The 25,558-nt window shown below is 55.9% G+C and carries 21 protein-coding genes; 11 read left to right on the forward strand and 10 right to left on the reverse strand.

The genetic code is table 11. From position 1 onward, the window contains the following. The first annotated feature begins 9 nt into the window (after positions 1-9). The 3 genes from E9954_RS02210 to E9954_RS02220 all read left to right on the forward strand — a co-directional run bounded on the left by E9954_RS02210 (position 10) and on the right by E9954_RS02220 (position 4,127). The gene (locus E9954_RS02210; protein ID WP_136077613.1) at positions 10-1,425 is read left to right on the forward strand and encodes a sulfatase; all 1,416 of its coding nucleotides are present in this window, start codon (positions 10-12) and stop codon (positions 1,423-1,425) included. Further along, positions 1,422-2,903: an alpha-L-fucosidase gene (locus E9954_RS02215; RefSeq protein ID WP_222847021.1), complete on the forward strand. Its 1,482-nt coding sequence runs from the start codon at positions 1,422-1,424 to the stop codon at positions 2,901-2,903. The genes E9954_RS02210 and E9954_RS02215 overlap by 4 nt, the downstream gene beginning before the upstream one ends. A 93-nt stretch (positions 2,904-2,996) precedes the next feature. Beyond that, positions 2,997-4,127 carry a right-handed parallel beta-helix repeat-containing protein gene (locus E9954_RS02220; protein ID WP_168441894.1) on the forward strand — a complete coding sequence of 377 codons (1,131 nt, stop codon included), beginning with the start codon at positions 2,997-2,999 and terminating at the stop codon, positions 4,125-4,127. Positions 4,128-4,141: 14 nt separating this feature from the next. Here the strand turns inward: E9954_RS02220 and E9954_RS02225 are convergent, their stop codons facing one another. Genes E9954_RS02225 through E9954_RS02235 form a run of 3 tightly spaced genes read right to left on the reverse strand, consistent with a single transcriptional unit; the run spans position 4,142 to position 8,395 of the window. Next, on the reverse strand, positions 4,142-5,992 hold the full coding sequence (locus tag E9954_RS02225; RefSeq protein WP_136077616.1) for a hypothetical protein: 1,851 nt from the start codon (positions 5,990-5,992) through the stop codon (positions 4,142-4,144). Then, positions 5,982-7,280, reverse strand: coding sequence for a Gfo/Idh/MocA family protein (locus tag E9954_RS02230; RefSeq protein ID WP_136077617.1), 1,299 nt, complete (start codon positions 7,278-7,280; stop codon positions 5,982-5,984). The genes E9954_RS02225 and E9954_RS02230 overlap by 11 nt, the downstream gene beginning before the upstream one ends. A gap of 59 nt (positions 7,281-7,339) precedes the next feature. Further along, positions 7,340-8,395: a uroporphyrinogen decarboxylase family protein gene (locus E9954_RS02235; protein WP_222847022.1), complete on the reverse strand. Its 1,056-nt coding sequence runs from the start codon at positions 8,393-8,395 to the stop codon at positions 7,340-7,342. 114 nt (positions 8,396-8,509) lie between these two features. Between E9954_RS02235 and E9954_RS02240 the strand changes: the two genes are divergently transcribed. Further along, on the forward strand, positions 8,510-9,283 hold the full coding sequence (locus E9954_RS02240) for an AraC family transcriptional regulator (protein WP_136077618.1): 774 nt from the start codon (positions 8,510-8,512) through the stop codon (positions 9,281-9,283). A gap of 423 nt (positions 9,284-9,706) precedes the next feature. Here the strand turns inward: E9954_RS02240 and E9954_RS02245 are convergent, their stop codons facing one another. The 3 genes from E9954_RS02245 to E9954_RS02255 form a co-directional block, all read right to left on the reverse strand. Beyond that, a complete protein-coding gene (locus E9954_RS02245) occupies positions 9,707-10,489 on the reverse strand; it encodes a 3-keto-disaccharide hydrolase (RefSeq protein ID WP_136077619.1) in 783 nt (260 codons plus the stop codon). Between the two features lie 91 nt (positions 10,490-10,580). Further along, positions 10,581-11,882: a Gfo/Idh/MocA family protein gene (locus E9954_RS02250; RefSeq protein ID WP_136077620.1), complete on the reverse strand. Its 1,302-nt coding sequence runs from the start codon at positions 11,880-11,882 to the stop codon at positions 10,581-10,583. A gap of 76 nt (positions 11,883-11,958) precedes the next feature. Further along, the gene (locus E9954_RS02255) at positions 11,959-12,774 is read right to left on the reverse strand and encodes a helix-turn-helix transcriptional regulator (RefSeq protein WP_136077621.1); all 816 of its coding nucleotides are present in this window, start codon (positions 12,772-12,774) and stop codon (positions 11,959-11,961) included. A gap of 210 nt (positions 12,775-12,984) precedes the next feature. Between E9954_RS02255 and E9954_RS02260 the strand changes: the two genes are divergently transcribed. The 3 genes from E9954_RS02260 (at position 12,985) to E9954_RS02270 (ending at position 18,280) form a co-directional block, all read left to right on the forward strand. Continuing rightward, positions 12,985-14,859 (forward strand): sulfatase-like hydrolase/transferase, encoded by a 1,875-nt coding sequence (locus E9954_RS02260; RefSeq protein WP_222847023.1) that lies wholly within the window; start codon positions 12,985-12,987, stop codon positions 14,857-14,859. A gap of 9 nt (positions 14,860-14,868) precedes the next feature. After that, on the forward strand, positions 14,869-16,680 hold the full coding sequence (locus E9954_RS02265; protein ID WP_222847024.1) for a sulfatase-like hydrolase/transferase: 1,812 nt from the start codon (positions 14,869-14,871) through the stop codon (positions 16,678-16,680). 97 nt (positions 16,681-16,777) lie between these two features. Further along, entirely contained in the window at positions 16,778-18,280 is a 1,503-nt protein-coding gene (locus tag E9954_RS02270) for a sulfatase family protein (protein WP_136077622.1), read from the forward strand. A gap of 986 nt (positions 18,281-19,266) precedes the next feature. Here E9954_RS02270 and E9954_RS32220 read toward each other — a convergent pair. Both E9954_RS32220 and E9954_RS02275 read right to left on the reverse strand, forming a co-directional pair. Then, positions 19,267-19,428, reverse strand: coding sequence for a hypothetical protein (locus tag E9954_RS32220; protein WP_168441895.1), 162 nt, complete (start codon positions 19,426-19,428; stop codon positions 19,267-19,269). A 9-nt stretch (positions 19,429-19,437) separates the two neighbouring features. Continuing rightward, entirely contained in the window at positions 19,438-19,602 is a 165-nt protein-coding gene (locus E9954_RS02275; protein ID WP_136077623.1) for a phage integrase N-terminal SAM-like domain-containing protein, read from the reverse strand. 192 nt (positions 19,603-19,794) lie between these two features. On the opposite strand from E9954_RS02275, the gene E9954_RS02280 reads away from it, so the two are divergent. Then, positions 19,795-20,250 carry a hypothetical protein gene (locus E9954_RS02280; protein ID WP_136077624.1) on the forward strand — a complete coding sequence of 152 codons (456 nt, stop codon included), beginning with the start codon at positions 19,795-19,797 and terminating at the stop codon, positions 20,248-20,250. 102 nt (positions 20,251-20,352) lie between these two features. On the opposite strand, the gene E9954_RS02285 is transcribed toward E9954_RS02280, so the two are convergent. Next, entirely contained in the window at positions 20,353-21,291 is a 939-nt protein-coding gene (locus tag E9954_RS02285) for an IS1595 family transposase (RefSeq protein WP_136077625.1), read from the reverse strand. A gap of 583 nt (positions 21,292-21,874) precedes the next feature. On the opposite strand from E9954_RS02285, the gene tnpA reads away from it, so the two are divergent. Genes tnpA through tnpC form a run of 3 tightly spaced genes read left to right on the forward strand, consistent with a single transcriptional unit; the run spans position 21,875 to position 24,160 of the window. Beyond that, positions 21,875-22,252: an IS66 family insertion sequence element accessory protein TnpA gene (gene tnpA / locus E9954_RS02290; protein WP_136077626.1), complete on the forward strand. Its 378-nt coding sequence runs from the start codon at positions 21,875-21,877 to the stop codon at positions 22,250-22,252. Beyond that, positions 22,246-22,599 carry an IS66 family insertion sequence element accessory protein TnpB gene (tnpB, locus tag E9954_RS02295; RefSeq protein ID WP_136077627.1) on the forward strand — a complete coding sequence of 118 codons (354 nt, stop codon included), beginning with the start codon at positions 22,246-22,248 and terminating at the stop codon, positions 22,597-22,599. The genes tnpA and tnpB overlap by 7 nt, the downstream gene beginning before the upstream one ends. Positions 22,600-22,648: 49 nt before the next feature. Continuing rightward, positions 22,649-24,160, forward strand: a complete 1,512-nt coding sequence (gene tnpC, locus E9954_RS02300; protein ID WP_136077628.1) for an IS66 family transposase — start codon at positions 22,649-22,651, stop codon at positions 24,158-24,160. A 336-nt stretch (positions 24,161-24,496) separates the two neighbouring features. On the opposite strand, the gene E9954_RS02305 is transcribed toward tnpC, so the two are convergent. Next, entirely contained in the window at positions 24,497-25,552 is a 1,056-nt protein-coding gene (locus E9954_RS02305; protein WP_136077629.1) for an IS110 family RNA-guided transposase, read from the reverse strand. Positions 25,553-25,558: the final 6 nt, after the last annotated feature.

Genomic DNA, 25,558 nt, shown 5'->3' on the forward strand with positions numbered 1-25,558 from the left:
GAAAAAATCATGAAATGGATTGTTGCGGCGCTGGCAGTTTTCATTGGGTGTGCGGGGTATGCATCGGACATCAGGCAGCCTAACATCGTCATGGTGATGGTGGACGACCTGGGGCTGTACGACCTCAACTGCTACGGCTACAAGGCGGTTGACACGCCGAACGCGAACAAGCTGGCGGAGGAGGGGATGTTCTTCAGCAATGCCTATGCCGGATCGACGGTGTGCACGCCATCGCGCGCAGCGGTGATCAGCGGGCAGGCGCCTGCGCGCCTGCACCTGACCAACCATATTTCGAATCAGCACTTCGCGCCCGAGAATCCCATTCTGCTCAACGCGCCTGAGGTGACGGCGCTTCCGCCGGAAACCGTCACCTTTGCCGAGAAGCTGCGCGACAACGGCTACTCCTGCGGCTTTTTTGGCAAGTGGCATTTGTCGCGCCAGAAGCCCGACGCCAGCAACCGGGTGGTCGACGAACGCACCCAGCCGGATAACCAGGGGTTTGAAAACAACGTCGGCGGCAATGGCAATGGCGGCCCGCCCGGCGGATGGTTTTCGCCGTATAAAAACCCCTACCTCCCGAACGGCCCCGAAGGCGAATACCTGCCCGAGCGTCTCGCCAATGAAGCGGTGGCCTACATGGAAGCCAACAAGGACAAGCCCTTCCTGATCGCGATGTGGAACTATACCGTCCATTCACCGATCGAAACCACGCAGGAACTGACCGATAAATACAAGGCCCGCAAGCAGGCGGGCGCGAAGGTCGGCAATCCGGTCTATGCCGGCATGGTCGAGGCGGCCGACAACGTGCTCGGTCGCCTGCTGCAAAAAATCGATGAGCTCGGACTGCGGGACAACACGCTCGTGATGCTGACTTCCGACAACGGCGGCTTTAATTACGGGGTCACCGACCATCCCCCGCTGCGCGGGACAAAGAGCTGGCTTTTTGAGGGCGGCCTGCGCATTCCGCTCATCGTGCGCTGGCCGGGAAAGGTTAAGCCGGGGAGCGTCAGCGAGGAGCGCGTAACGCACCTCGACTTTTTCCCGACCTTCATGGAGGCGGCCGGCATTGCGGTCGGGCCGGATCAGATCCTCGACGGCGAGAGCATGGTTCCTGTTCTGGCCGGCACGGGCGGCATGCAGCGCGACGCCGTCTACTTCCACTACCCGAACTATGCCTGGCATGCGAAGAACCGGCTCGGCGGCGCGATCATTCAAGGGGATTTCAAGTTGCTCAACTGGTATGACGACGACTCGGTCGAGCTCTATAACCTGAAAAATGATCCGAGTGAAAAACAGGATCTCGCCGCGCGAAACCCCGAGCTGGCCGAGCGTCTGAAGCGCAAATTTAAAAAATGGCTGAAGGATGTGGATGCCAACATGCCGGTAGAAAATCCGGAGCATCGGGATGCGGGAGAACGTTCGTGAAAAAAGCATTTGCCATCGGGGCCGGGGTACTGGCGGTCGGGAGTGCCGCCGCTGCATTTGAGGCAAACTTCCAATCCCTGGATCAACATCAGGCACCGGAGTGGTTTAAGGATGCCAAGTTCGGGATCTATACCCACTGGACGCCGACCACGATGGGAAATGAGATCGCCGGCGTCGGGTGGTATCCCTTCTTCATGTATGCGGATGTCTCGATCGAGCGAAGCAGTGGAGAGGGCAAACGGCAGGGGGAGCCGACGGAAGTCAACACCGGCCCGCACTGGGCCTATACCGAGCATGTTAAAAAATACGGCGATCCCTCCGCGTTCGGTTGGAAAGATCTGCTGAAAACCTTTCAGCCGAAATCGTTCGATGCGGCGGAATGGGCGGAGCTGTTTCAGGAAGCCGGGGCCCGCTTTGCCGGGCCGGTGGCGATTCATCACGATGGCTATGCGATGTGGGACAGCCAGGTGACGCGGTGGTGCGCGCAGCAGCAGGCCGGCTTTGATCCGTCGAATCAACTTGAACGTGAAATCCGCAGGCGCGGCATGAAATATATCGCCTCGTTCCACCACAGCCATACCTGGCGCTATTTTCTGCCGTCCTACCGCCACGACGGTGCGGATCCGGAATTTGTGGATCTCTATTTTGAACCGCATCAATACGGCGATCCGTTGTCGCCGCGTTTCAAGAAATGGTGGCGCGGTCTGCTGGATGAATACATCGAAAAATACAGCCCGGACATGATCTGGCTGGACATGGGCACGCGCGATATTCCGGATGACATGATGTATTCCTTTCTGGCCGATTACTACAACCACGGTCTGAGCGAAGAGAAGGAAGTGGCGACGACGGTCAAAAGCTATTCGCCGTATCTGCCCGGCGCGATCGTCGACTACGAGAAAGGCCGGGTAAAGGATCTGCAGGAAAAACCCTGGTTGACGGATGATACCGTTGCGCCGGGTTGGTTCCATTCGGGCCGACCGGGCGTGAAGACCGCCAACGATGTCATCGATATTCTCGCGGACATTGTCAGCAAGAACGGATGCCTGCTGCTGAATGTCGGCCCGACGTCGGATGGCGTGATCCCCGAGGAAGAGAAACAGATTCTGCGCACGGTTGGTACCTGGTTGAAGGTCAACGGTGAAGCGATATACGGCACCCGTCCATGGCATACGGCAGGCGAAGGCCCCACCGTTATCAAGGAATCGAAGGGCTTTCTGAAAAACCTGCACTATACCGCCGAAGATATCCGCTACACCCGCACGAAAGATAACCGGACGGTTTATGCCATCGTTTTGGACAAGCCGGAGGGGTCTCTGTTGATGAAGGTGGTGCGCGGTACAGACGCAATAAAAACCGTTTCGCTACTCGGTTATGACGGCGGGATCAAATGGGTGCAGGAAGCCGACGGACTGCGTGTGAGCATTCCGCAAAGCATAACGCCAGCCCATGCATATGTTTTTAAATTAAACCCATAGGCCGCACGCATGATGAAATGGAAATCAAACATAGTAATAGCCGGGGCCGTGCTCTTGTCCTGTTGGTCAGCGGCTTCAAAAGGAGAGCATGAAATGAGCGCGGAACTTCCTTCTGCTGTATATCTGAACATTAAGGATTTCGGGGCCAAGGGGGATGGCAAGAGCGATGACACCCCCGCATTGCTGAAAGCAATGGAGCAGGCAACGTCCGGGAATGGAACCATCTGGTTCCCGACTGGCACCTACTGCATCCACCCGGTCAAGGTTCCTTCGCATATTGCGCTGCGGGGCGACTCCAACTGGGGCTATGAAAACAAGGGAAAGAAGGATCCGGACTTCGAGGGACGCACGACGCTCAAGGCGCTCTCCGGCAACGCCCGGGCCTTGCTTGATTGCCACGATACGCGCGGAACGCGCATCATCGGCCTGACCTTGGATGGAAATAAGCAGGGCGAATCGATGCATGGCATCTATGCCCGCCATACCGGGTGCGAGCTGCACCTGGTGGTTGAGGATTGCCGGATCAACCATTTCACCGGTTCCGGCATTCGGCTGGAGAAGGCCTGGGTGTTCGCCGTCCGCCGCTGCCTGGTCATGTGGAACGGCGAACACGGGATCGACTGCACCGGCGGATATGACGGTTGGGTGATGGATACCATGCTGACGGCCAATGCCGGCGCCGGTTTTTATGCTGGAGGCGAGGCGCCGAAAGGCATGGAGGAAAAAGAAAAGAAGGCCATCGGGTTTTTTGGAAGCGCATCGGTGATGCTGACGGCCAACCGGATCGAGTGGAACCGCGCGGGCGGCATTGTTCTGAATAAATCAAACTCCATGCAGATCAACGGGTGTTCGATCGACCATAATTTCGGCCCCGGAATCATGATGATCGATTCGACGGCCAACACCATTACCGGATCCAAGATCCGCACCAACGGAGTGGATTGCGAGGGCGAATTGAGCTGCCAGATTCATCTGGAAGACTGCAAGGGCACCGTCGTTACCGGCAACACCTTGTGGGGGTGGTTCGACCGTGGGGAGCATGACTACAAGGATGCCGACCCGCTATACGGGATCATCGTCAAAAACCTGACCGGCTGCGTGGTTGCGCAGAACGCCATGTTTGAAAGTTCCAGTATCGAAGGCATTCGCGACCACGGCGGACACGAATCGACCGTTTTCGAAAACAACACCTACGTGAAGCCGAACATCCGGATAAAAAAATAAGGCTCAAGTCCTGTTTAGAATGGAGCTGAATAAACTTCCAAGACCACGGTGCTCACCCGTCCGCCATCATCGGGGAAGGTGAGGTTGATTTCGTTGTCTGTCCGAATCAGGCCGGCGGGCAGGGGAACCGGCATGGCTCCAAAGAACCCGCCTTTCCGGTTGGCCTGATCGGAGCCCATCCAATCATTGGGAAACTCAACGGGTTGTCCGTTAATGGTCAGCCGGGGTGTTTTGCTTAAGTCGTGTTCGCGGGCGAGCCCAATGCGCAGGGTGCCCGTCGAGGATTCATTTGCATTCACGCCGTTAATATGGAAGGAAATATTCTGATCCGCGACAATCGGCTGAAGATAGGAGGAACTGTAGTAGATTGTTGTCTTCACCGAGCGCTGAGGAACCAGCGGCGCGGAATAGGTCACATGCAACACAATGGTTTCGTGCGGTTGCATCACCAAATGGCTCGGGAGTGATGCGACTTTTTTGTTGGTGTACAATACGGCCTGTTGTTTCGGAATATACATGCGTTTGAGTTCGACGGATTTTATTTCCGGAAGTCCATCAGGTAGCTGGATAGAAACGTCACGCTGTTTATCTTCAAAGTTGTTCAGACAGATAAAGGCATCAGCTCCGTCGGCGAAAGCGAAGGCCGAGATGTCGGGATCGCTTGAACCGGTGTGTACCCGCTGCCCCTTGACGTCGCGCCACAGGCGATAGAACTCCATTTTTTCGGTTTCCAGAAAGCGGGTCGGTTTGCCGTCCACCATACTTTCAGGATCCGGCCGCCAGAGATCGGCGGAGAAGGGTTGTCCCTGGTTCTTCGGGTTATTGTAATACCACGGGCTTTTGGTGGTGATGAATGGCACCGCAATCAACAGGCGGTCCTGGCGGCCGAGCAGGGAGAATAGAAAATGATTATATGAATTCAACTCGGCCGAAGCACGGGCCGGGGAATAGGTGTCGCCCTCAGGCCAACCGGATGAAACATCGCCGTATTCGCTGATGGCAAAGGGTTTCGGTTTTCCCCATTTCATGGACCCATAGGTTTCGACCAGATCCATCAGCGCCTCAACCCGGCTGCCGCTGCGCCGGCTGCCGGCCTGCTGCGTGTGCGTTGCATCCATAAATAAAAAGTCGATGGCATCGATGTGCGGCCCGGCCACATCCATAAACATTTTCATGCGCGATTCCCAATGGCCGAAATCCCAGAAATGCATCATTGGCCATGCGCTGGTATAGCCGATCACTTGCGTCGAAAGCCCGCGTCGGTCGATCTCCTTCCCGATCTCGGCAATCACCTCAGTCATGCGGGCCCGAACGGCGGCCTGATCTTCGCCGTATCTCCCGGCGGCCACAAAGGGAATCGATATGGGGGAATAAAAGTCGGGCCGGAAATCATCCTCGTAATTGTATTCAAGAACATCGGACGCATACCGGGCCATTGCCGCTGGATCATCCTCCATATTAAAGGTGGCCCGCGCCTCACTCGTTACAATGCGGCGGGGGGTGCGATAGGCGAATAGGGGATCGGCCTTGGCCCTGGCAATCACGCCCGGCGCGCGAGCCTTGATCGTTTCCGTATCCGGATATGGCGTTCCCATTTGATGTCCGCTGAATGGTCCATCGAACGCGCGCCCGAATCCGACATGCAGCGCTTTCAGCTGCTCCAGATCCGCCTCGGTCAAGGCTCCGCCGGTATAGCTGCTGTGCACATTGAAGAACTTGCTGCGGTCCAGCTCCGATGAGTCGCCAAGCACCTGTTCGTCCAACAGATGAACCGTCACCGTTACCGGCGGCCCAGTCCCACGACTACTCAGCACAGACAAACAGGCGATTCCTATGATCGCCTTGATCATCAAGTTAAGCTTCATAGTCTCGCCGCGCCCCTTTCATCCATTCGGACGGAACGTCGGAAGTAAACATTAACCCCTTTGGGTCCCAACCGATTTCTTGCTGGTGTCGGTAGGAGAGATTCATCAGATGGCAGCAGATGGCGGAACGCGCCCCCGCTTCCACCGGAACCATCGGCTGTGTGCCGTTGACGATGGCATCGAGGAAGTTCTGGGTGTGACCGCCTTTTTTCTGTTGCGGGAAACGGATTTTCGCATGCTCCAAATATTCGCGTTCGGTCAGCACCACTTCGCGGGCCAGCGATCCATCGGACGGTTCCAGAAATTTATGAACAACCTTTCCGTCGATCTCGAACTGGAATTGTCCGCGGCTGGCCTGAATGCGGCCGTTTTCGCAGATGAAGTCCACCATGAATCCTTTTTCGCGAGTGACCTCAAGTCCTCCTTGATAAACCAGTTTGGCCCCGTAATCATTTCCGCCACCTTCCGGCGGCAACGCTTTGATTGGACCGGACTTATCCATGCCCAATGCCATCTGAATAATATCGAGATGGTGCGCACCCATGTCACAGATGCCCCCGCCACCGTATTCAATGGTCTGACGCCAGCCCATAGGGAATTTTTCATGGACACCACGCGGGCTCAGTTGTGAATTATAGTGATTCAATGGAGCAGGCCCGCACCACATGTTCCAGTCCAGCCCCGGCTCCATCTCTTCTTCCGGCAAATCAAACGGACGCCCCGGCCCCCAGAAATCGGATTTGATGCTGAGCACCTTTCCTGCAATTTCATTGCGTGCCAGCTCGGCCGCCACGCGGAATTCCTGCATGCCACGCTGCTGCGATCCGGTCTGCAGCACGACCCCGGCCTTCTGAACCTCTTCCATCACCCGGATCGATTCGTCGATATCGTGGGTGAGCGGTTTTTCGCAGTAGATATGCTTACCCGCCCTTGCTGCATCGATCGTGATCTGAGCGTGCCAGTGATCGGGCGTGGCGATGCAGACCGCATCAATATCATCGCGCGCCAATAGTTCACGATAGTCGTTATAGGCAGCGCACTCCTTGTTGCCATAGTTTTCATTCACACGAGCCTGCTCGGCTTCACGGCGGGTTTTATCCACGTCGCACACCGCAACCAGCTTGGTCCGCGCCATCAGCCCGTTCACATGCCAGTACATCATGCGGCCCATGCCGATGCAACCCACCCGCAGTTCTTCAATCGCCGTTGCCTTGGGTGCACCAATGCTGAACAGCGGAAGCGAAACCCCTGCTGCACCTGAAACCTTAATAAACGCTCTCTTATTCATGATGTTCATGTTCTCATTCGAGGTTGGGTTTTAGAAGACTAAAGTTCAAGGGCTAGAAATTAGATCCTGCGCGCGGCGTAGAGCGCCAGGATATTTTCCACCGGGACATCCCCTTCGAAATCCTGGCTCGGGCCGAGGATGTAGCCGCCGTTTTTGTTGAGCGTTTCGATGAAGCGTTCGGCTTCGGCGGTCACTGCGGCAGGGGTGCCGTGCGGCAGCAGATCCTGCGTGTCGATGCCGCCGTGGAAGCAGAGTTGGTCGCCGAAGTCGGCCTTCAACCCTTCGGGTTCCATGCCGGCGACCTTCTGAATGGGATCGAGCCCGTCTACACCGCAGTCGATTAAATTTCCAATGATTGGACGAACCGCGCCGCAGGAGTGTTGCAGATAGAAGGCGCCGTGCCGATGTGCGAGGTCGGCCAAACGTTTGGTGTTCTTTGCGAAGAACTGATTCCACATGTCGTTGCTGAAGAGCATGCCGTTCTGGGTGCCGTAGTCGTCGCAGACGCAGAGGATATCGATCCGTCCGTCGGCGGCCTCAAACATGCGGCCATAGTATTCCAGTTCAAATTCCACCATCTTGTCGAAGAGGTGCTGGGCATATTCCGGTTCCGTGGCCATATCGATGTAGAGCTTCTCCGCATCCACCAGATTGGTGACAAACTGATAGACACCCGGCCAGCCGATGCGTAGCGCGCGGTTTTCATGCTTTCCGCATTCTCGGGCCACGGCTTCATAGTCAAAATGATCCGGGTTCGGCCAGGTCCAGGCATCGAGCTGCTCAATGGTTTCGGTTTCCTGAAGGGGATAGTAGGTGGTGTGGGCATTATACTCAGCGCCGTTCCAATGCATGATATACCGATAACCGAATTCGTGGGTAAATTCATCGTGCCCGTCCGCGGTTTTCTGAACCGGAAGCTCCGGCCCGATATAGGGGGCCCATAGATTCCAGACATCAATATCCATTTTATCGTGAACCGCTTCATACGAATCCACCCCGAAATGCTTCATCAGTTTTCCGTAGGCCACATCGACGCCCTTCAAAAAACAGGGAACCCGGTCGGGCGTCTTGTGTTCAAATGCCGCGCGAACGCGTTCCTTAGATGTCATGCCCATTATGGAACTCCTTTGGCCGGGTGGTATTTATATTATGTCAGATTGGTTATAGCGCTTATAATTCCCATGTAGAAGTTGATATCCATTAATCAGGTGGTATTTATATTAACTGAAATGGAAAATCTATTCTGGCATATCAATCTGGCTGAAAAACCGACCTGTCATTACATCGGCACCGGAATCTCGGAAGAACACCACAACAGGATCTATTGCCTGCCGAACCTGTGGTGCCTTCATCTGTACGACTTTGAGGGGACGCTGACCATGGAGGAGGGGTGTCTCGATGTGCACCCGGGCGACATCGGGTTCATCCCTCCCGGAAAAACCGTGACCTATGCCGTATATGGAACCGGCGTTCATCTGGCCTGCCATTTTTATATGGGCGGAGGGAGCAGACCGCCCCGGACCCTGCCGGCCATGATGCCGTCCGGAGCGCTCTATCCTGAGTTTTCGGAAGCCTTCCGGAAAATACTTCATCTTCATGCGGCCAGCCCGTTTGCGGCGGACATCAAACTTTGGGATGTATTGCTGGATGCAGAACGGATGGGACAACGGGTTCAGCAACGGGAAAATGCGCTGCATCCTGCGCTGGAAAAATGCCTCCAGTATATTGAACTCAACCTTGCGGCGAAACTCAGTGTTGCGGAGCTGATTGGGCTTGCGGGCGTTTCGCATCCCTATCTTGTTCGACTCTTCAAGGAGCATCAGGACTGCACGATCACCGAATATATCCAGCAGCGGCGCATGACCAAAGCGCGGCACCTCTTAACCGAGACCGATCAACCCGTCAAATCCGTCGCCATCGATTGCGGCTTCACCGACCTGCAGTATTTCAATAAATGCGTCCGTAAAGCCTTCGGCATTTCTCCTCGGGCAATGAGGGGATAATCAGTCTGCCACTTAACGCTGCGGGCTAGGAATTTATTCTTCCGGAAGTGGCCGGCCTTTGGTTTCCGGGGCCTATATGACCGTTACCGGAACACAGTCCGGGATTTCTCCGTCCAGCACACATAAGAATCGTTCTCTTTAAGTCATGGATTCTAGTTCCCTTTTTACCACCCGCTGCGCTAGAGGACACAGAGGCACTGAGTTTCCGGTTTCTCTGTGTCTCCGTACAACTATCCGTCAATTTCTTGTTTTCCTGGCAATTTTTTTTACCACCCGCTGCGCTAGAGGACTCTGAGGCACAGAGGGTTAGGATGCTCTGTGTCTCTGAGATCTCTGTGGTAAAAAATCCGTGTCTTCGGTGTTCATCTGTAGCTTCAAATAATTTGGTTGCGGCACCGCTGCTCCAGGCGCTCTGTGGTTGAATTATATGCCTGCGGGAGCCAGATCCCGGATCCAGATGTTGCGGTATTCCACCGGGCTGCCGTGCCCTTGGAGGAAGAAGGGGCGTTTAGCTTCGTGCACTTCGTAGGGGAGCACCTGGTTGTGCTTGGTTGGCCCGGTGATTTCCGTGTTGATATGGACGAACACGCCGTTGTGGATGACCGAGATGCGAGCCGGCTTAACCAGCTCACCGCCGTTGAACACCGGCGCCGTGAAATGGATGTCGTAGCTCTGCCATTCGCCGGGTTTGCGGCAGGCGTTGAACAGGGGCGGGGTCTGTCCATAGACCGCCGCCGCGGAACCGTCGGCATAGAGTTCAACGGAGTAGGAATCGAAAACCTGCAGTTCATATTTTCCCATCAGGAAAATTCCGCTGTTGCCGGAATTGTTGATCTTGTTTGTGTTGATCTCCGTTGGAGCCCGCCACTCAATGTGCAGCTGGCAGTCGCCGAAGGCGTCTTGGGTTGAAAGGCCGCCGGCGAGCCGGATCGCGCCATGCTCGATCGTGCATTTGTTCGGAGCAAACTTTTCCAGCGAGGTGCCTCCGAACAGGACGATCGCATCGGATGGCGCCGGAGCCATCCCCGTGTATTCACCGGGAATGACGCGCGGTGGCTGCGGCCGGTCGACCTGGTGGACGATCCATTTTTGTCCGGGAATTTTAGGCGTCCAGGTCACGCCCGGACTTTTGTATGTATGGAATCCTTCTTCGGCCAATGTTGCGGATGAAATCAGCAGTGCAGTATGGATGATCCATCGTTTCATGACGTACCTCAATTGTATTTTGTTTAGACGGGATAACAGGATCTTAAGGATTATATTCATCCAGTTCCTCCTGTAATCCTGTCAAAAAGAACTATGCGTTCATCCAATCGGTGGATGCCTTGCGGGAGCGCAGCGCGTTGGCCTCGGCATCGCCGGGGAACTCTTCGGTTGCCGGATCCCATTTGACGGTACGGTCGAGCTTCATCGCGATGGAGCCGGTGAGCAGGGTGGTGCTGAGGCGATGCAGGTCTTCGGCATCATAGTTCGGCTTCGCACCCTTCAGGACTACATCGAGGAAATTGCGCTGCTCATACGGCGGCATGTTCCAGATTTTGCTGTCTTCGTAGGTGCCCTTCAGGATCTTCTTGTCGTGCGCCATCAGCTGTCCGCGCCATCCATCGCAGCCGCACCAGCCTTTGGTGCCGTAGAACATGATGCGCGGCTGGGAGGAAATCACATTCATGGTGACCCCGTTTGCATACGTGAATTTCAGGTCAAAATAGTTCGGCACATCGTTCATCGAATCTTTCGGGGTGATGTGTTTGATGGGTTCCACCTTCACGGCGCTGGTGCGTTCCGAAAAGTTGGCCACTTGGGCGGTATCGCAGAGGTGCATGCCCCAGTCCGTCAGCACGCCGGCCGCAAAGGCATCCTGCTGGCGCCAGGCCTGGGGGTCGGTGCGGTTCGCCGTGTAGGGCTTGTATGGGGCCGGCCCCAGCCACATCGGATAGTTGATGTCTGCCGGAACAGGGGTTTCGGGCAGGTTCGGATAGGACCAGGATTTATAGGGCAGCCCCACATCGATTTTGATCAGGTCGCCGATCGCGCCGTTGCGGACGGCTTCGGCCAGTTTGTAGTAGTGAATCACCGCGCGGTCTTCGAGGCCGACGGTGAAGACCTTACCGGTTTGCTTCTGCACGTTCACCAGTTCGCGGCCTTCGGCAATGGTGAGGGTTGGCTTTTCGCTGATGACATGCTTGCCGGCTTTCATGGAGAGAATGGAGAGCGGCACGTGCCAGTGGTCGGGGGTGGAAATGCAGACGGCATCGATGTCTTTGCGGGCGAGCAGATCGCGGAAGTCGGGGATGCCGGCGCAGCCTTGCTCTCCATAATGCGCGTTGACGATGTTCTGGGCGTTGGCCTGGTTCTTGGCTTTGACATCGCAGACGGCCACCACCCGGCAATCCTTTTCCTGAAGGAAGCTCTTCATGTTGACCTGGGTGCCTTGGTTGCCGACTCCAATAAAACCCATCGCAAGGAGGTTGGAAGGGGCTTCCGCGCCGAGCACCTTGGAGGGGACAATGGCCGGGAACGCAAGCGCGCTTCCGGTCAGCAACCCCGCCTTGAGGGAACTGCGACGTGAGAGGGTGGATCTGCTTTTTTCTGTTTTCATGATGAACGGTCTACCATGGGAATGTTCGCTTTGCTAAGCGTAATATTTTTCCAAAAGTTGCACTATTGTCGCATGCTCATTTCCGCAGGGATCCGGGGGACATGCCGGTTTCCTTCCTGAACTGCCGGATGAAGAACGGGACGTCGCGGTAGCCCAGCGAGTCGGCGATTTCGGTGATCGGGCAGTTGGACGTTCCCAGCATCTGGACGGCCTGGGCGATGCGATGCTCAATCACGTAGCGGTTTGGGGCATTGCCGGTGATGCGGTTGAACCAGCGGGTCAGCTGGGAGCGGGAGAGTCCGGTTGAATCGCACATGACCTCCACCCGCCAGTCGCGGCCGGGATCGTGTTTGATGTTTTCAATCAGCTCCTCCACCTTCTGCTGGACTGCGCCCACCGGCCCGCAGGCCAGGTTTTGCTCCAGGAGGTGGTATAATTGTAGCAATGCGGTTTCCGTGTGCCGGGTTGAACGTTCATCGTCCTTCTGCCTGCGTTTGACCGCGTATGCGGCCACTTCCTCGAAAAGGCTGACCTCGCGGATCGGGGTGTGGATGAGTTCGCCGGAGGCTTCGGTTGCCGGCAGTTCCGCAAAATGGGCCGCAAACATCGTGACCGGTTTGTCGTCGAGGGCATGGCCGGAGAGTCGCTGCCCCGGCAGGAACAGAAAGCAGGTCCCCTTGGTTGCTTCATGGGTTTGGCCGTTCAATGCATAGCGGATGCGGCCGCCCATCACATACTGAAGCGTCAGCACCTGGACTTCCACCTCCCACGTCCAGTTTTTCATGTTATGGAGGATGTAGGGGGTGATGCGCGACGGCGAATCCGGGAACACCGGACGGTCTTCCTCATAGAACGGAGTCTGGAACTTCAGTGGTTGAAACGGTTTTTTCATGGCCCGATGTGATCCTTGTTCAGAGGACTAACATTGAAGGTTAAATGTTCACAACTGCTCTTTTGGACAGGATCTGGACATTTTGTGCCGGATCGTTTGGCTTGGATTGCCGTAAGGTTGAAGGCCTAGGCCTTTTAGATAGGTTCGCGAGGGGAGGAAACATGAGACGTTTGCCGTCTCTTTAGTGAATGGTTATTTAGGAGAGTTGATGTGAAACCGTCAGGGATCATTTTTTTCAGCGGTGCGTTGCTTGCCGCGAGCGCATGGGCGAAGGCGGATTCGCCGGCGACGGGCTTGTCGAAACCCAACATTATCGTCTATTTCGCGGACGACATCAGTGCGCGCGAACTGCCGGTCTACGGATCGGCGGTGTGGAGCAAGCCGGAACGGGGCGATACCTCGGATCCGGCGTTGCGGGCCGTGACCCCCGTGCTGGACCGGCTGGCAACGGAAGGCTGCTGGATCAAGACCGCGTGGGCGGCCTGCGTCTGCAACCCCAGCCGCGCCATGATGATGTCCGGCCGATACGCACACATCACCAAATGGTGGAACAACAAGGACAAGGGGCTTTCCTACGACGAGCAGGGGAAGCTTTCCACCTATCCCGTGTACGAGAGTTCGCCGCTGCTGATCGGGCACGTTGCGCAAAAAGCGGGCTATGGCACCTACTGGTCCGGGAAAACCCAGATGGCGGGGGGATACGCCGAGCACGGCTTCGACGAAGGGTGCTTCACCCCGGGCAGCCTGAGCGACACGGACAACCCCTATACCGACCTCAAGCACGTGTATAAAAAGGTCAATGGCGAAAAGGTGCTGGTCAATGTGGACAACGGCGAAATCTGCGACACCTATCTGCAGCATGGCTGGAACTTTTGCCCCCACGTTAAGCTAATGAACCATCCGACCGATCCCGGCAAGACGGTCTGGTGGCCGAATACACCGGAAGCGAAGAAGCGTTTCGGGCTGTCCACCTTCGGCCCGGATGTGGAGCAGGCGTTTTCCATCGATTTCATGGAACGCATGCACCAGCAGGGCAAGCCGTTCTTTATCTACCACACCACCCATCTCGGACACGGCGCGTGGGACTGGCTTACGCCCGCAAACGGCCAGTGTTGGCCCGGTACGCCGAAGATTGCCTGGGAGGGGGGAAGATACACGCGCACCGAGCCGGTTGTGACCGGCGACAACGGGGTCTACGACCTGCACGGAACCATCACGGAGCCGGGCATGCACAGCCATATCAACTACATCGACTACCAGATCTGGCGGTATCGGCAGAAGCTGGAGGAAATGGGCATTGCCGAAAACACCGTCATTGTTTTCTGTGCCGACAATGGCTCGGCCGAATACGGCAAGAACAAGGGCGAGCAGCAGAAGGGCTGCCACGTGCCGATGATCATCTACGCGCCGGGCATGAAAAAACAGGGCGGTCAGGATGTGCTCGTCAGCCTGGCCGACATCATGCCGACCATCGCCGACCTGGTCGGGTTTGAGATTCCGGCCGATTATGAAGTCAACGGGAAAAGCCTGGTGCCGTTCCTTTATACCGACGGGAAGGAGCACCGCGACTGGCTCTATACCCAGCGCGGCCCCGAGCAGCTGATCCGCGGAACGCACGTCCTCAAGGACGGGCGGGACCAATGGTGGAACGTTGCCGATAACCCGGCCGACCTGATCAGTTTCTCGGAAATCAGGGAGTGGGGCGGCGTTTCGGAAGTCCACCGCGCGGAGCGCGAGGAGCTGCTGCACATCCTGCCGGATTTCGATCTGTATTATGAGGAGTTCAATGCCCCCGGCGTTCCCGGAGGGTCAACCTTCAACCCGAAACGCTACGGCCGCAAGCCCGAAGAGGTGGCAAAGCCGGCCCCTCCGGCAAAAAAGGAACCTCCGCGTTCCATGCCGTCCGCCACCCCGAAGGGGCAGGGGAAAACGAAGGACGCCTTCTGCAGCTGGAAAAAGACCGAGATGGAGAAGAAGGGCAAAACCTATGTCCAGGCCCAGGTCGAAAAGCTGTTCGATCAGATCGATGCCAACCAGGATGGCCTTGCAACCAAGGAAGAGCAAAAGGCGTATTACGCAAAATAGGAGAGGCGCATGATGAAACATAGTTTTTACCTGACACTGCTGATCGCAGGATCGGCTTTCGCGAAGACGCAGCCCAATGTGCTGTGGGTTCTGACCGACGACCACCGCTACGACTCGATCCGCGCATTCAATCAAATGATGACCGGCGACGAGATGAGCCCGCTGGGTTATGTGGAGTCGCCGAGCACCGACAAGCTGGCGGAAATGGGCACGACCTTCATCAATACCTATTGCCATGCGCAGGGCTGTGCGCCGTCGCGGGCGTCGATGCACCTCGGGCGCTATCCGTTCCGCTCCGGGATCTATGAGTTCGAGTGGTTCAACAAGGATACCGAGCATTGGAAACCCTCGCTGCCCGAGCAGATGGCCGCGCTGGGCTACCAGACCTTCCACGTGGGCAAGCTGGGCGTGCGCGTCCGCACCACCAACAGGAACGGAAAATTCGGGACCCACCAAATCTACCAGCAGGATATCAGCTTCCATAGAATGTTCGATGAAGGCCTGACCGGTTGGAGCAAAGGCGAGGTAACCGAGGTGGCCGGGATTAAACTGGACAAACCTACCCATTGCGACTGGTTGCGGACGCTGGAAGGGACGTGGGAATATACCGGTTATGAACTCAACAAAATCGCCGGGCTCGAAAACCACAGCAAGCAGGTCGATGAAAAATACGACATCCTGCGCAAGTATGCATCTCCGGAGGAAAAACAGCCGGGCTATGGCGAGATCATCGGCGGCGTCAGTTCCCAGCCGGCCGGAAAAAACCGCGACGGCCGCTATACGACCGAGCTGGTCCGCTTCCTGGAAAACCCCAGCCAAACACTGGCCGTCGGCTCGCAGACCTTTACCGGCGTGAACCCAAGCAAGCCGCTGTTCGCCAACATTGGCTACGATTTCCCGCACACCCCGGTGCTGCCGCCAAAATCGTTCCGGGATCGCTTCCTCAAAAAGAAATACACCATTCCGGTGGTCGATAAGGATGAGTTCGGCAAGCTGCCGCCGCAGTTGCAGGGCCTCATCAAAAAGGCGGCGTCGGAACACTATTCCGATGCAGACAAGCAGCAGATGGTTCAGGACTATTATGCCTACTGCGCATACGGCGACCACCTCATTGGCGAGGCGGTCGAGGCGTTCCTGGCCTACAGCAAAAAGCAGAAGCAACCGTGGATGATCGTCTATGTCTGCGGCGACCATGGATGGCGGCTCAACGAGCATGGATCCATCTATAAGTTCGCCCCGTGGAAAACCGACGCGCTCGATCCGATCATTGTCGTCTCCTCCGACAAGAAGCGGTTTCCCGCCGGCAAGGTCGTCACCGACCTGACCGAATTCGTCGATATTGCGCCCACCATCATGGCGGCCGGCGGCGCCAACCTGGAACAGCCGCAGTATGCCTACCTCGATGGCTACGACCTCGCCAAGGTCACCTCCGGCGAGCTGGAACCCCGCGACTACATCGTTGGTGAAAGCCATGCCGTAACCGGGCCGCGCGCAACGCTGCGCACCCCGGACTACATGTTTTCCATCAAGTCCCGCCCGAAGAACAAAATGGGCGGAAAGGACATGAAGTGGGCCATGACCGCCTCATACAAAGACCTCGAACCGGTGCTCTACGACATGAAGCGCGATCCGGACGAACTCAACAACCTCGCCTTCAATCCGGAGTACAAAGGCATTGCGATGAAAATGAAGGATAAGCTGCTCAATATCGTGATCGGCGACAACCGCGTGGAAGTAATCTGGAATGCCAAAGGCGACGGAACCGAGGTCTCCCGCAGCAACTTCGCCCCCGGCGCGGACGATAAAAAACTTAAACTCTAACTTGAGTGACTTAACCGCGAAGACGCTAAGGCGCGAAGAAGGGAGAACCTTTGTTTCTTTGCGACTTTGCGGTCAATAAATTCGGAGAATCCGATACATGAAAAAACTGTTTATTACTACATTCCTTGCGGTTGTTTCAGCCGCGGTCGCTGAAAAGCCGAACGTTGTTTTCATCCTGGCGGATGATCTCGGGCTGGGCGACGTCAGCTACCATGCGCGCAGGATTTTGAACAAGGAGCCGTTCGTTGAAACGCCGAACATCGATGCGCTGGCGGAGCAGGGCCTCTGGTTCACCGACGGCCATTCGGCCACCGCGCTCTGCGCACCAACGCGCTACTGCGTGATGAGCGGCAACAACAACTATCGCTCCTACGCGCCCGCCGGCGTGTGGAGCACCTTCGCGCCGACGGCCTTCAAGGAAGGAGAGGTTACACTCGGCACGTTGATGCGCGACGCCGGCTACCGCACCGGCTTTTTCGGCAAGTGGCATATGGGCGGCGATTTCCAGGTGCCCGGCACCCAGCAGGTTTACCGCGGCCCCAAGTCGGGCGACATCATCGACCAGGTCGATGTGACCCGCTGGATCGGCGGCGGCCCGAAATATTGCGGCTTCGACTACGACTTCACCACCCCGTGCGGCGTGCAAGGCCCCATGTATCTGTTTTATGAAAACCAGCAGTGGGCCCCCTTGGCCAAGGATTCGAAGATCGTCTTCTTCAACAAGGACAATGCCACCAACCCCAAGGATGTAAGCGACAAGGGGCCGGGGCCGGGCGACTCGAACTGGGACGCGCGCAAGGTCGGTAAGTTGCTTTCCGCCAAGGCCGTGGACTTCATCAAGGCCAACGCGCAGAAAAAGGAACCCTTCTTCCTCTACTACTGCAGCCCGACGGTCCACCTGCCTCATTGCCCGCCCGACGAGTTCGACGGCCGAAAGATCAAAGGCAGCTCGGTCTCCGACCATCTGGACATGACCGCCGATCTCGACATGCAGGTCAAACGCATCGTCGATGCGCTCAAGGCCTCCGGCGAATTCGAAAACACGCTGATCGTCTTTTCCTCCGACAACGGCGGCCTGACCGATGGCAAGGCCAAGCAGGAAATCGGATACGAGCCGGGCGGCGGATGGAACGGCAGCAAGAACCTGCCCTTGGAAGGCGGCCACCGCGTCCCGACCTTCGCCGTCTGGCCGGGCCACATCCAGCCCGGCGTCACCGGCGAGCTGGCGGTCAACCAGGACATGGTCGCCACCTTCGCCGCATTGGTCGGCACCACGATCCCCAAAGGCCAGGCGCAGGATTCCAACAACCTGCTGCCGCTGCTCACCGGGAAAGGCCGGTTTGTCCAACGCGACTTTTTCGTCAACCAGGCCGGCGCCAACCAGGAGCTGATGTATCGGAAAATGCCGTGGAAACTCATCATCCAGAGCAACTTCAAACGCACCCAGTATGAACCCAAGGCCCTCTACAACCTGAAGGACGATCCCGGCGAAAAGAAAGACCTGATCAAGAATCCGGAATACAAGAAGCTCGTCGAAACCATGTTCAAGGAATACATGGACATCCTGCAATCCGGCCAACCCACCGCACCGGGACGCTAGACCGTAAGGCCCTTTCGTGGAGGGGCGGAAAGAAATCTTGGAGTGCGGCGGGAACGGAAAGGCCACGCCGCTTTAAAAACCGGTGCGGATGGTATTTCTACAGGACAATTGAACGATAAGACTATTTCGGTGCGGGTGGATTTTTTAAACCGTTGCGTCCGCATCGGAAATAGTCCTGTTGTTAATCGTCTTGTGAAAAAAACGGGTTGGAGGGCGAGGTTCCATCCGAGCCGCCCGCCGCCCCGGATCGTTATTCGCCGCGAACCTCCTTCGCCAAGGCTACGGCGGTCAAGTATCGCGCAGGGAAACGCAAGGACGGGGCGGAAAGATTTTTTGGAGTGCTGCGGGAACTGAAAGACCACGCCGCTTTAAAAACCGGTGCGGATGGTATTTCTACAGGACAATTGAACGACAAGACTATTTCGGTGCGGGTGGATTTTTTAAACCGCTGCGTCCGCACCGGAAAGTGTCCTGTCGTTAATCGTCTTGTGAAAAAAACGGGTTGGAGGGCGAGGTTGCATCCGAGCCGTTCGTGGAGGGGCGGACGCCGTCCGCCCGGGCGCACGGCGTGCGCCCACTCCAGCAAGGCATCGCAGGCGTTGGGATGGCCACACAATTGAGAAGCAATTGCGCGCATAGCACAAAGACCACCGCCAGGCTCTTCATCCCTAATATGAACTTAACTTGAATGGTCTCACCACAGAGGACACGAAGGCACAGAGGAGCGGGAATGTTCAATTGCTCTGTGTCTCGGTGACCTCTGTGGTGAAAAACAAACCTGTTTAATTGGGTATGATTCTCACCAAAGCGGCTTCGCAGCAGAAAAAATGACAGAACAATTAGGACAGAATGATTTCCTTTATGCCGTAACCATGAATTATTTTGTCCTAATTATTCTGTCAAAAAAATTGCACGATTTGCTTAACCGCGAATGAACACCAATGAACACGAATTTCCCCTGCGCCGCACCGGAAAGTGTCCTGTCGTTAATCGTCTTGTGAAAAAAACGGGTTGGAGGGCGAGGTTCCATCCGAGCCGTTCGTGGAGGGGCGGACGCCGTCCGCCCGGGCGCACGGCGTGCGCCCCTCCAGCAAGGCATCGCAGGCGTTGGGATGGCCACGAGGAGGCGCAAAAAGTACAAAGACCACAGCCTGGTTCTACGGCATGAGACGGCATCCCTCCGCGAACGCCAGGAAACGCTTGATCCAGTCGCAGTACGTTTGCTCCGTCCGGTAGGCATAGTGGTAATAGCGCATCGTTTCGCGCACTTGATCCATTAGTTTATGGTTTTTGTCGGGTTTAAACTTCTTCTTGTCTTCCATAAAAACCTCACTAATATATTCATATCTGGAGTGGATCGTAAGATTAGGTCATCTATGGATTATTGGCCAGCGATTTTTCCGGTTTTAACATAAAATAGCGTCATACATGGAGAATCCGTCCAGCCCATAGGGTACGTAGGTGGAATATTTTCCATGGACGCAACTGTTCGAATAAAAAATAGAAGGAAGATTATGAAACCAAAATTAATGCTATTGTTGATCATATCGTTACTTTCCATGACGACATTGGTTTCAGCCAAAAATGACATTGTCCTTTCTGTTACAAAGCAAGATGCACAGGGAGCAACGAATGAAAGTCTAAACAGCTCGAATGCCTGTAGTCTTTTGGAGAAAAGTATAAAGAACAGGATGCAAAAGAACTTCAAGAACCTCTATGAAGAAAAATATGGAAAAACCAATAAACCCATCCCACTAGAATCCAAATCATGGGTTTTAACAAAAGGAAACTACAACTTCGTTGTCGTGAGAGTGTCCTGTTCAGACATAATGAATTCCATCGCTATTTATGGGATCAAAGATGGGATGTTAATCCGAGTTTCTGGTGTGCGTGAAGGAAAAAGTCAAATTCCGATTTCATATGGTGAATTCTCTAAAAAGGTTAATGAAACATTTGGAGTAAAGCTATAACTCAACATTTCAACCCACACAGAAAGGAAGTAAAATGAGTGAAGAACCAATCATTGAAACAGCATGCACAAATTGTAAAATAGGGGTATTCACTTCGCTGGACTAAGTCTGTATCTTGTGGTTTCTTCCCCTGACCGACAGGGATATTTCCTTGAACCGAACGGGTTCCATAGCGACTGCATTTTGTAGCAGACGGTAAAACAGCATTCCCCGCGAGCGGGAAGTGCGCCGGTTGAAGCGGAACGTGTATTCGTCGAGATAGTATGCCAAATGCTCGTGACTTACTGCGCCCTGATGTGTTCCGCCAAGCCACCGCTTAAGCAAACTGGCGACTCGATGGCAAAGGGGGAGCAGGTTCGCGCCAACATCCTCGGATTTCCGAACGACTTTATGGTCGTAGCCCAAAGCTCCCAAACCATTGTACCCCTTCCACCCGTCCGTCTTCACCTGCGTACCCGGATCAACTGTTTCTCGGATGGCCCCTTCAAGACTTTTGGATGAGGCATCGGGTATTTTTACAAGGCGAATGCGACCGACGGCCTTACCATTCTCCTGCGCCACGATCAGCACAAGGGTCTTACCTTCGGCTCCGCGCCCCCGTTTCCCGGGCCTTGTGCCGCCTATGAAGGTTTCATCCACCTGCACGGTTCCGGTCAGTCTTTCCCGTCCCGGACGTACCATCGCCCGGCGGAGCTTGTGCAGCCACGTCCATGCGGTCTTGTAGCTTCCGAGGCCGAGAACGCGCATCAGTCCCAGGGCGCTGGCTCCGTTCTTCTGGCTTGTCACCCACCAGATCGCCCTGAACCAGGACGCCAGCGGTTTGCGGGTGCCCTCAAAGATCGTACCCGAGGTTACAGATGTTTTACGACTGCACTTCTTGCACTTGAAAAGGCCGTCTGCCAGTCGCCACGACTCCCCATGGCCACAGGCCGGGCAAAGGAAGCCGTTCGGCCATCGCAATGATGCAAGATAGTCGCGACATGCTTCTTCACTTGAAAAGTTCAGTTCCAATTCTTCCAGATCCTTTGGATACGCTTCCATGAAACGTGTGTACCACAACATGTGGGTCTAGTCCAGCGAAGTGAATACCCCTATTGTAAAAAAAAGATATCAGTGCCCCTAAGTTGGTTTGAGGAAAATTCATTCTGCTCAGCTTGTGGTGGGGAAATTGATACTAAACCACTTTCCGATTTTGCTTATGAAAAAGTACTTGAGGCAAAAGAGGCTCTTCAGCAAAAAATGAATAAATGATTCGAACCACCATTAAGTCCTTTTGAGTAAAGACAAAAAATCCCCTGATCCAATCTTTTTGCGTTTTTCCAACTTTCGCTATCGATTGAACTATCCAACCCGGATTCAACTTGTGCCGTTTTTATTTCTACATGGGCGAGTGGAGCAAGGCTCCCTCAAACAACCGTGCGGGCTCAGGCGGCCAGATCTCCCCGACGAACGGGGTGGCGGCTGTCACGGATTACTAAGATCCATGACGTCCCAGAAAATCATGCGGTACATCCCTGTGCGCTACCTATTCAAGAAAAACAGCGGCTGTCTGCGTTCGTCTTCCGCAAGCGTTCCGCCAAGCCTCTCTATTCATAGGCTCTGAAAATGTCATAGGCTATGACCTATGAATGATTCAATACCTCCAACCGAACTGACGATACTCAAGGCCGACACGGCCGGCCGCGTGAGAACCCCCATTGAACAACGGAACGCGCTGCTTGACGCGTTCGAGCAGAGCGGCATGTCGGGGGCCGCGTTTGCGAAACTGCATGGAATCAAGTACCCGACCTTTGCGTATTGGCGGAAACGCCGCGAGGAGGCGCGCAACGAAGACGACGCGCGCTCGGGTCCGTTTTTCGAGGAGATTGAAATCCAACGGGCGGCGGCGGGCCCAGGTGGGTTGGGGATCGAGCTGCCGGGCGGGGCCCGCTTGGTTATCGACCGGGCCGATCAGTTCCCGATGGTGGCGGCGCTGCTGAAGTACCTGGAGCACTCATGCTGAGTTTCACGGGGGCGCTGAAGGTGTATGCGGCGATGGAACCGCAGGACATGCGCAAGAGTTTCAACGGGCTGGCGGCGGTGGTGCAGGAGCACCTCGGGGGCGATCCATACCAGGGGGCGCTCTACCTGTTCACAAACAAGCGGCGCAACCGGCTCAAGATCCTGTTCTGGGACGGCACCGGGTTGTGGGTTGCGGCGAAACGTCTCGAACAGGGGTGCTTCAGCTGGCCGCAGCCGTCGCGTTCCGGCCAGAAGCGGCTGTCGCTCACGCCGGAGGCGCTGGCGCTGCTGACCGACGGGGTGGATCTCAAAGGCGCGAAGATGCGCCCGTGGTACGAGCGCGAATAAAGTCTGGAAAAATCTGAATGCAACGGGGCCTTTGCTGTCTAAGGGAGGCATGAGTGAAGCTGACATCATCGCCCGCCAAAACCAGGAAATCGAGTTCCTCCGCGAGGAGAACCGGTTGCTGCGCCAGAAGGTGGATCTGCTCGTTCGCCAGATCTTCGGCGGCGGCAAAAGCGAGAAGCTTTCCCCCGACCAGATCGAGATGCTTTTCGGAGACGAAACGCCGGGACAGCCGGAGGCTTCCGCTGATGAACCGGCCGCTGTGGAAGCCCCGGAACCCGCGCGCAAGCGCCAGCCCCGCCGGCCCCGCTATCCGGAAAACCTTCCCGTCGAGGAAGAGATCATCGACCCCGAGCCCGTCAAGGCCAACCCCTCGCTCTTCCGCCAGATCGGCGAGCAGGTCAGCGAACAGCTCGACTACGAGCCAGGCCGTTTCAAAATCAAACGGCAGGTTCGCCGCACCTTCGTGAAGCGCAACGATCCCGATGCCGTGCCGACCACCGCGGCGCTTCCGCCGAAACTGCTCGAGCGCGGCATGATGGCCCCCGGCCTGCTGGCGCATGTGGTCGTGGGCAAGTACGCCGACCATCTTCCGCTCTACCGGCAGGAACAGATCTTCAAACAACGGTACGACGTCCACCTCGGGCGCAACACCCTCTGCCGCGGCGTCGAGCTCGTTGCCGAATGGCTCAAGCCGGTCGCACAACAGATGTTCAAGGAACAGCTCGCCGGCGGCTATGTCCAGCTCGATGAAACACCGGTGCAGTATCTGAGTGCCGGGCGCGGCAAAACCGCCAAAGGCTACCTGTGGGTGTCGAACGCACCCCGGAACAAAGACACCGTCTTCCACTGGGCGCCGGGCCGCGGCTACGAACACCTGAAGCGATGGCTGCCCGACCAATTCGACTGCATCATCCAGACCGACGAATACCAACCGTATGCCAAACTAACGAAGGAACTCGCATTGCCCGCGCACGCCGCGTGCTGGGCACACGTGCGCCGCCGCTTCTTCAAGGCATACGAGATGGGCGAACACCGGGCGCGCAACGGCTGGATCCTCCACCAAATCGGACAGCTCTACCAAATCGAAAAAAAGCTTCGCGAACAAAACGCCGGGCCCAACCTGCGCGCCGCCATCCGCGAAAGCGAAAGCCGTCCCATCCTCGACCGCCTCTTCCGAGTCTTCGGGGCCATGTTCGAAGGCGGATACTACAAACCCAGATCGCTCACCGGCACCGCCGTCGCCTACGCCCTGCGCCAGCGCGAAGGACTGCGGGCCTACGTCGAACTCGGCCAGGTCGAGATCGACAACAACGGCGTCGAAAACGCCATCCGCCCCGCCGCGCTCGGCCGCAAGAACTGGCTGTTCATCGGCGACAAGGACGCCGGCTGGCGCAGCGCCGTCATCTACACCATCCTCGCCAGCTGCAAAACCCACGGCCTCGACCCCTACGCCTACCTCAAGGACGTGCTCGAACGCCTGCCGGACATGACCATCCGGCAGATCCCCTCGGTCACACCCCGCGCCTGGGCCAAGGCCCGGTCTATGAAACTCGCATCATAGACGTCATAGATGGCCACCTATGACGTTTTCAAAATCTATGATCAATAGTTGTCAAGGGGTGCTTCGCGGATCGCTTACCGTCTTCCGGTGTAACGATAATGCAGTGGAAGGCAGAGTCCAGTTTGGTGCGGGCTTGCGACAGGGTCGGCTCCTTATTAAATCAGGTTCTGTAAAAACCGGAGGCGGCGGTTCCAATCAAGACGATCGGGTACGGGTTCTTTCCAGCGCGGCTGATTCGGATTCAAACCATTTTATTATGCCGTGCATCGGATGACCACTTTGTCCCAGTTAGAATATCCGGATCACCACCGCCTCCTTATAAAAGTGTATATTAAATCATCGTCGCCCCTTAATCAGCTGGTCGACATTAAAGCCGGTTTTGCGATCGAGCATGAAATAAACCGCCCTGGCAATCTTGGCTGCGATAATAGCGTTGGCCGTGTGCTTGCCCTTCTTGCGCTCGAGTTTCTGGTAGTAGGCATTGAGTTTCGGGTCGGCACGTTTACCAAGAATAGCGGCCTGCATGAAAGCCCACTTTAAATATGGATTACCCATCTTACGCCCTTTGCCGCCAAAGTCCTTGCCGCCGCTTTCATTAGTCCCGCAAACCAGGCGGCAATAACTGATGTAATCCTTCACCGTAGGAAAACGTTTAATATCGATCGTTTCGTAAATAATCGTGAGAGCCAGAATCTTTCCGATGCCCGACGCTGTGCGAATCAACCGATAATCCTGTTGCTGAAAATCCCGGGCATGCTTTTCGATGCGCTGCTCCATTTTAAGAATAATCTCATCGTAGCTTTCAATAATGAACAGTTCAGCTTCACTCGTAAACGAATCCACCGGATTATCAAAACTCGCCCGCACGCCTTCTCTCCAGCGCTCCTTACTATTGGAGCTGATCGTCAGAGGCTGGTTGCCTGCGGCCATGACTTCGCTGGTAGAATGGCCGGTGAGTTCTGAGCGGTTTTTAACAAACTTGTTTCGACGCCTGAGCAGCTTACGCACAGGTCGCAGATCACGGGGACAGACATAAGCCGGCGGGATCCGGTTCGTGCGCAGGCATTCGGCCAGTTCACGGCAATCCTCTTTGTCGTTCTTATGCTTATTCGCTGCGATTGATTTCACATAGTACGCATGGGCCAGTACAAAGTTGATTCCGGCATCCTCGCAGGCATCGGCCAGCCAGAAACATACAAAGCAGCTCTCGCATGTTACGGTCAGATCATGACGGTACGGCTCCACCAGTTTTAAGAAAAAAGCGAAGTCATTGTTTCTAATATTTCGATGCACCAGGATATTTCCCTCCTGATCCATCACACAGATGTACATTTGTCGGGTATGCAGGTCGATTCCGCAGTTGAATTTCGTCGTTGTTTTGTAATACTTCATTCATGC

Origin of the sequence: Pontiella desulfatans, assembly GCF_900890425.1 — a bacterium.
Taxonomy (GTDB): Bacteria; Verrucomicrobiota; Kiritimatiellia; order Kiritimatiellales; family Pontiellaceae; genus Pontiella; species Pontiella desulfatans.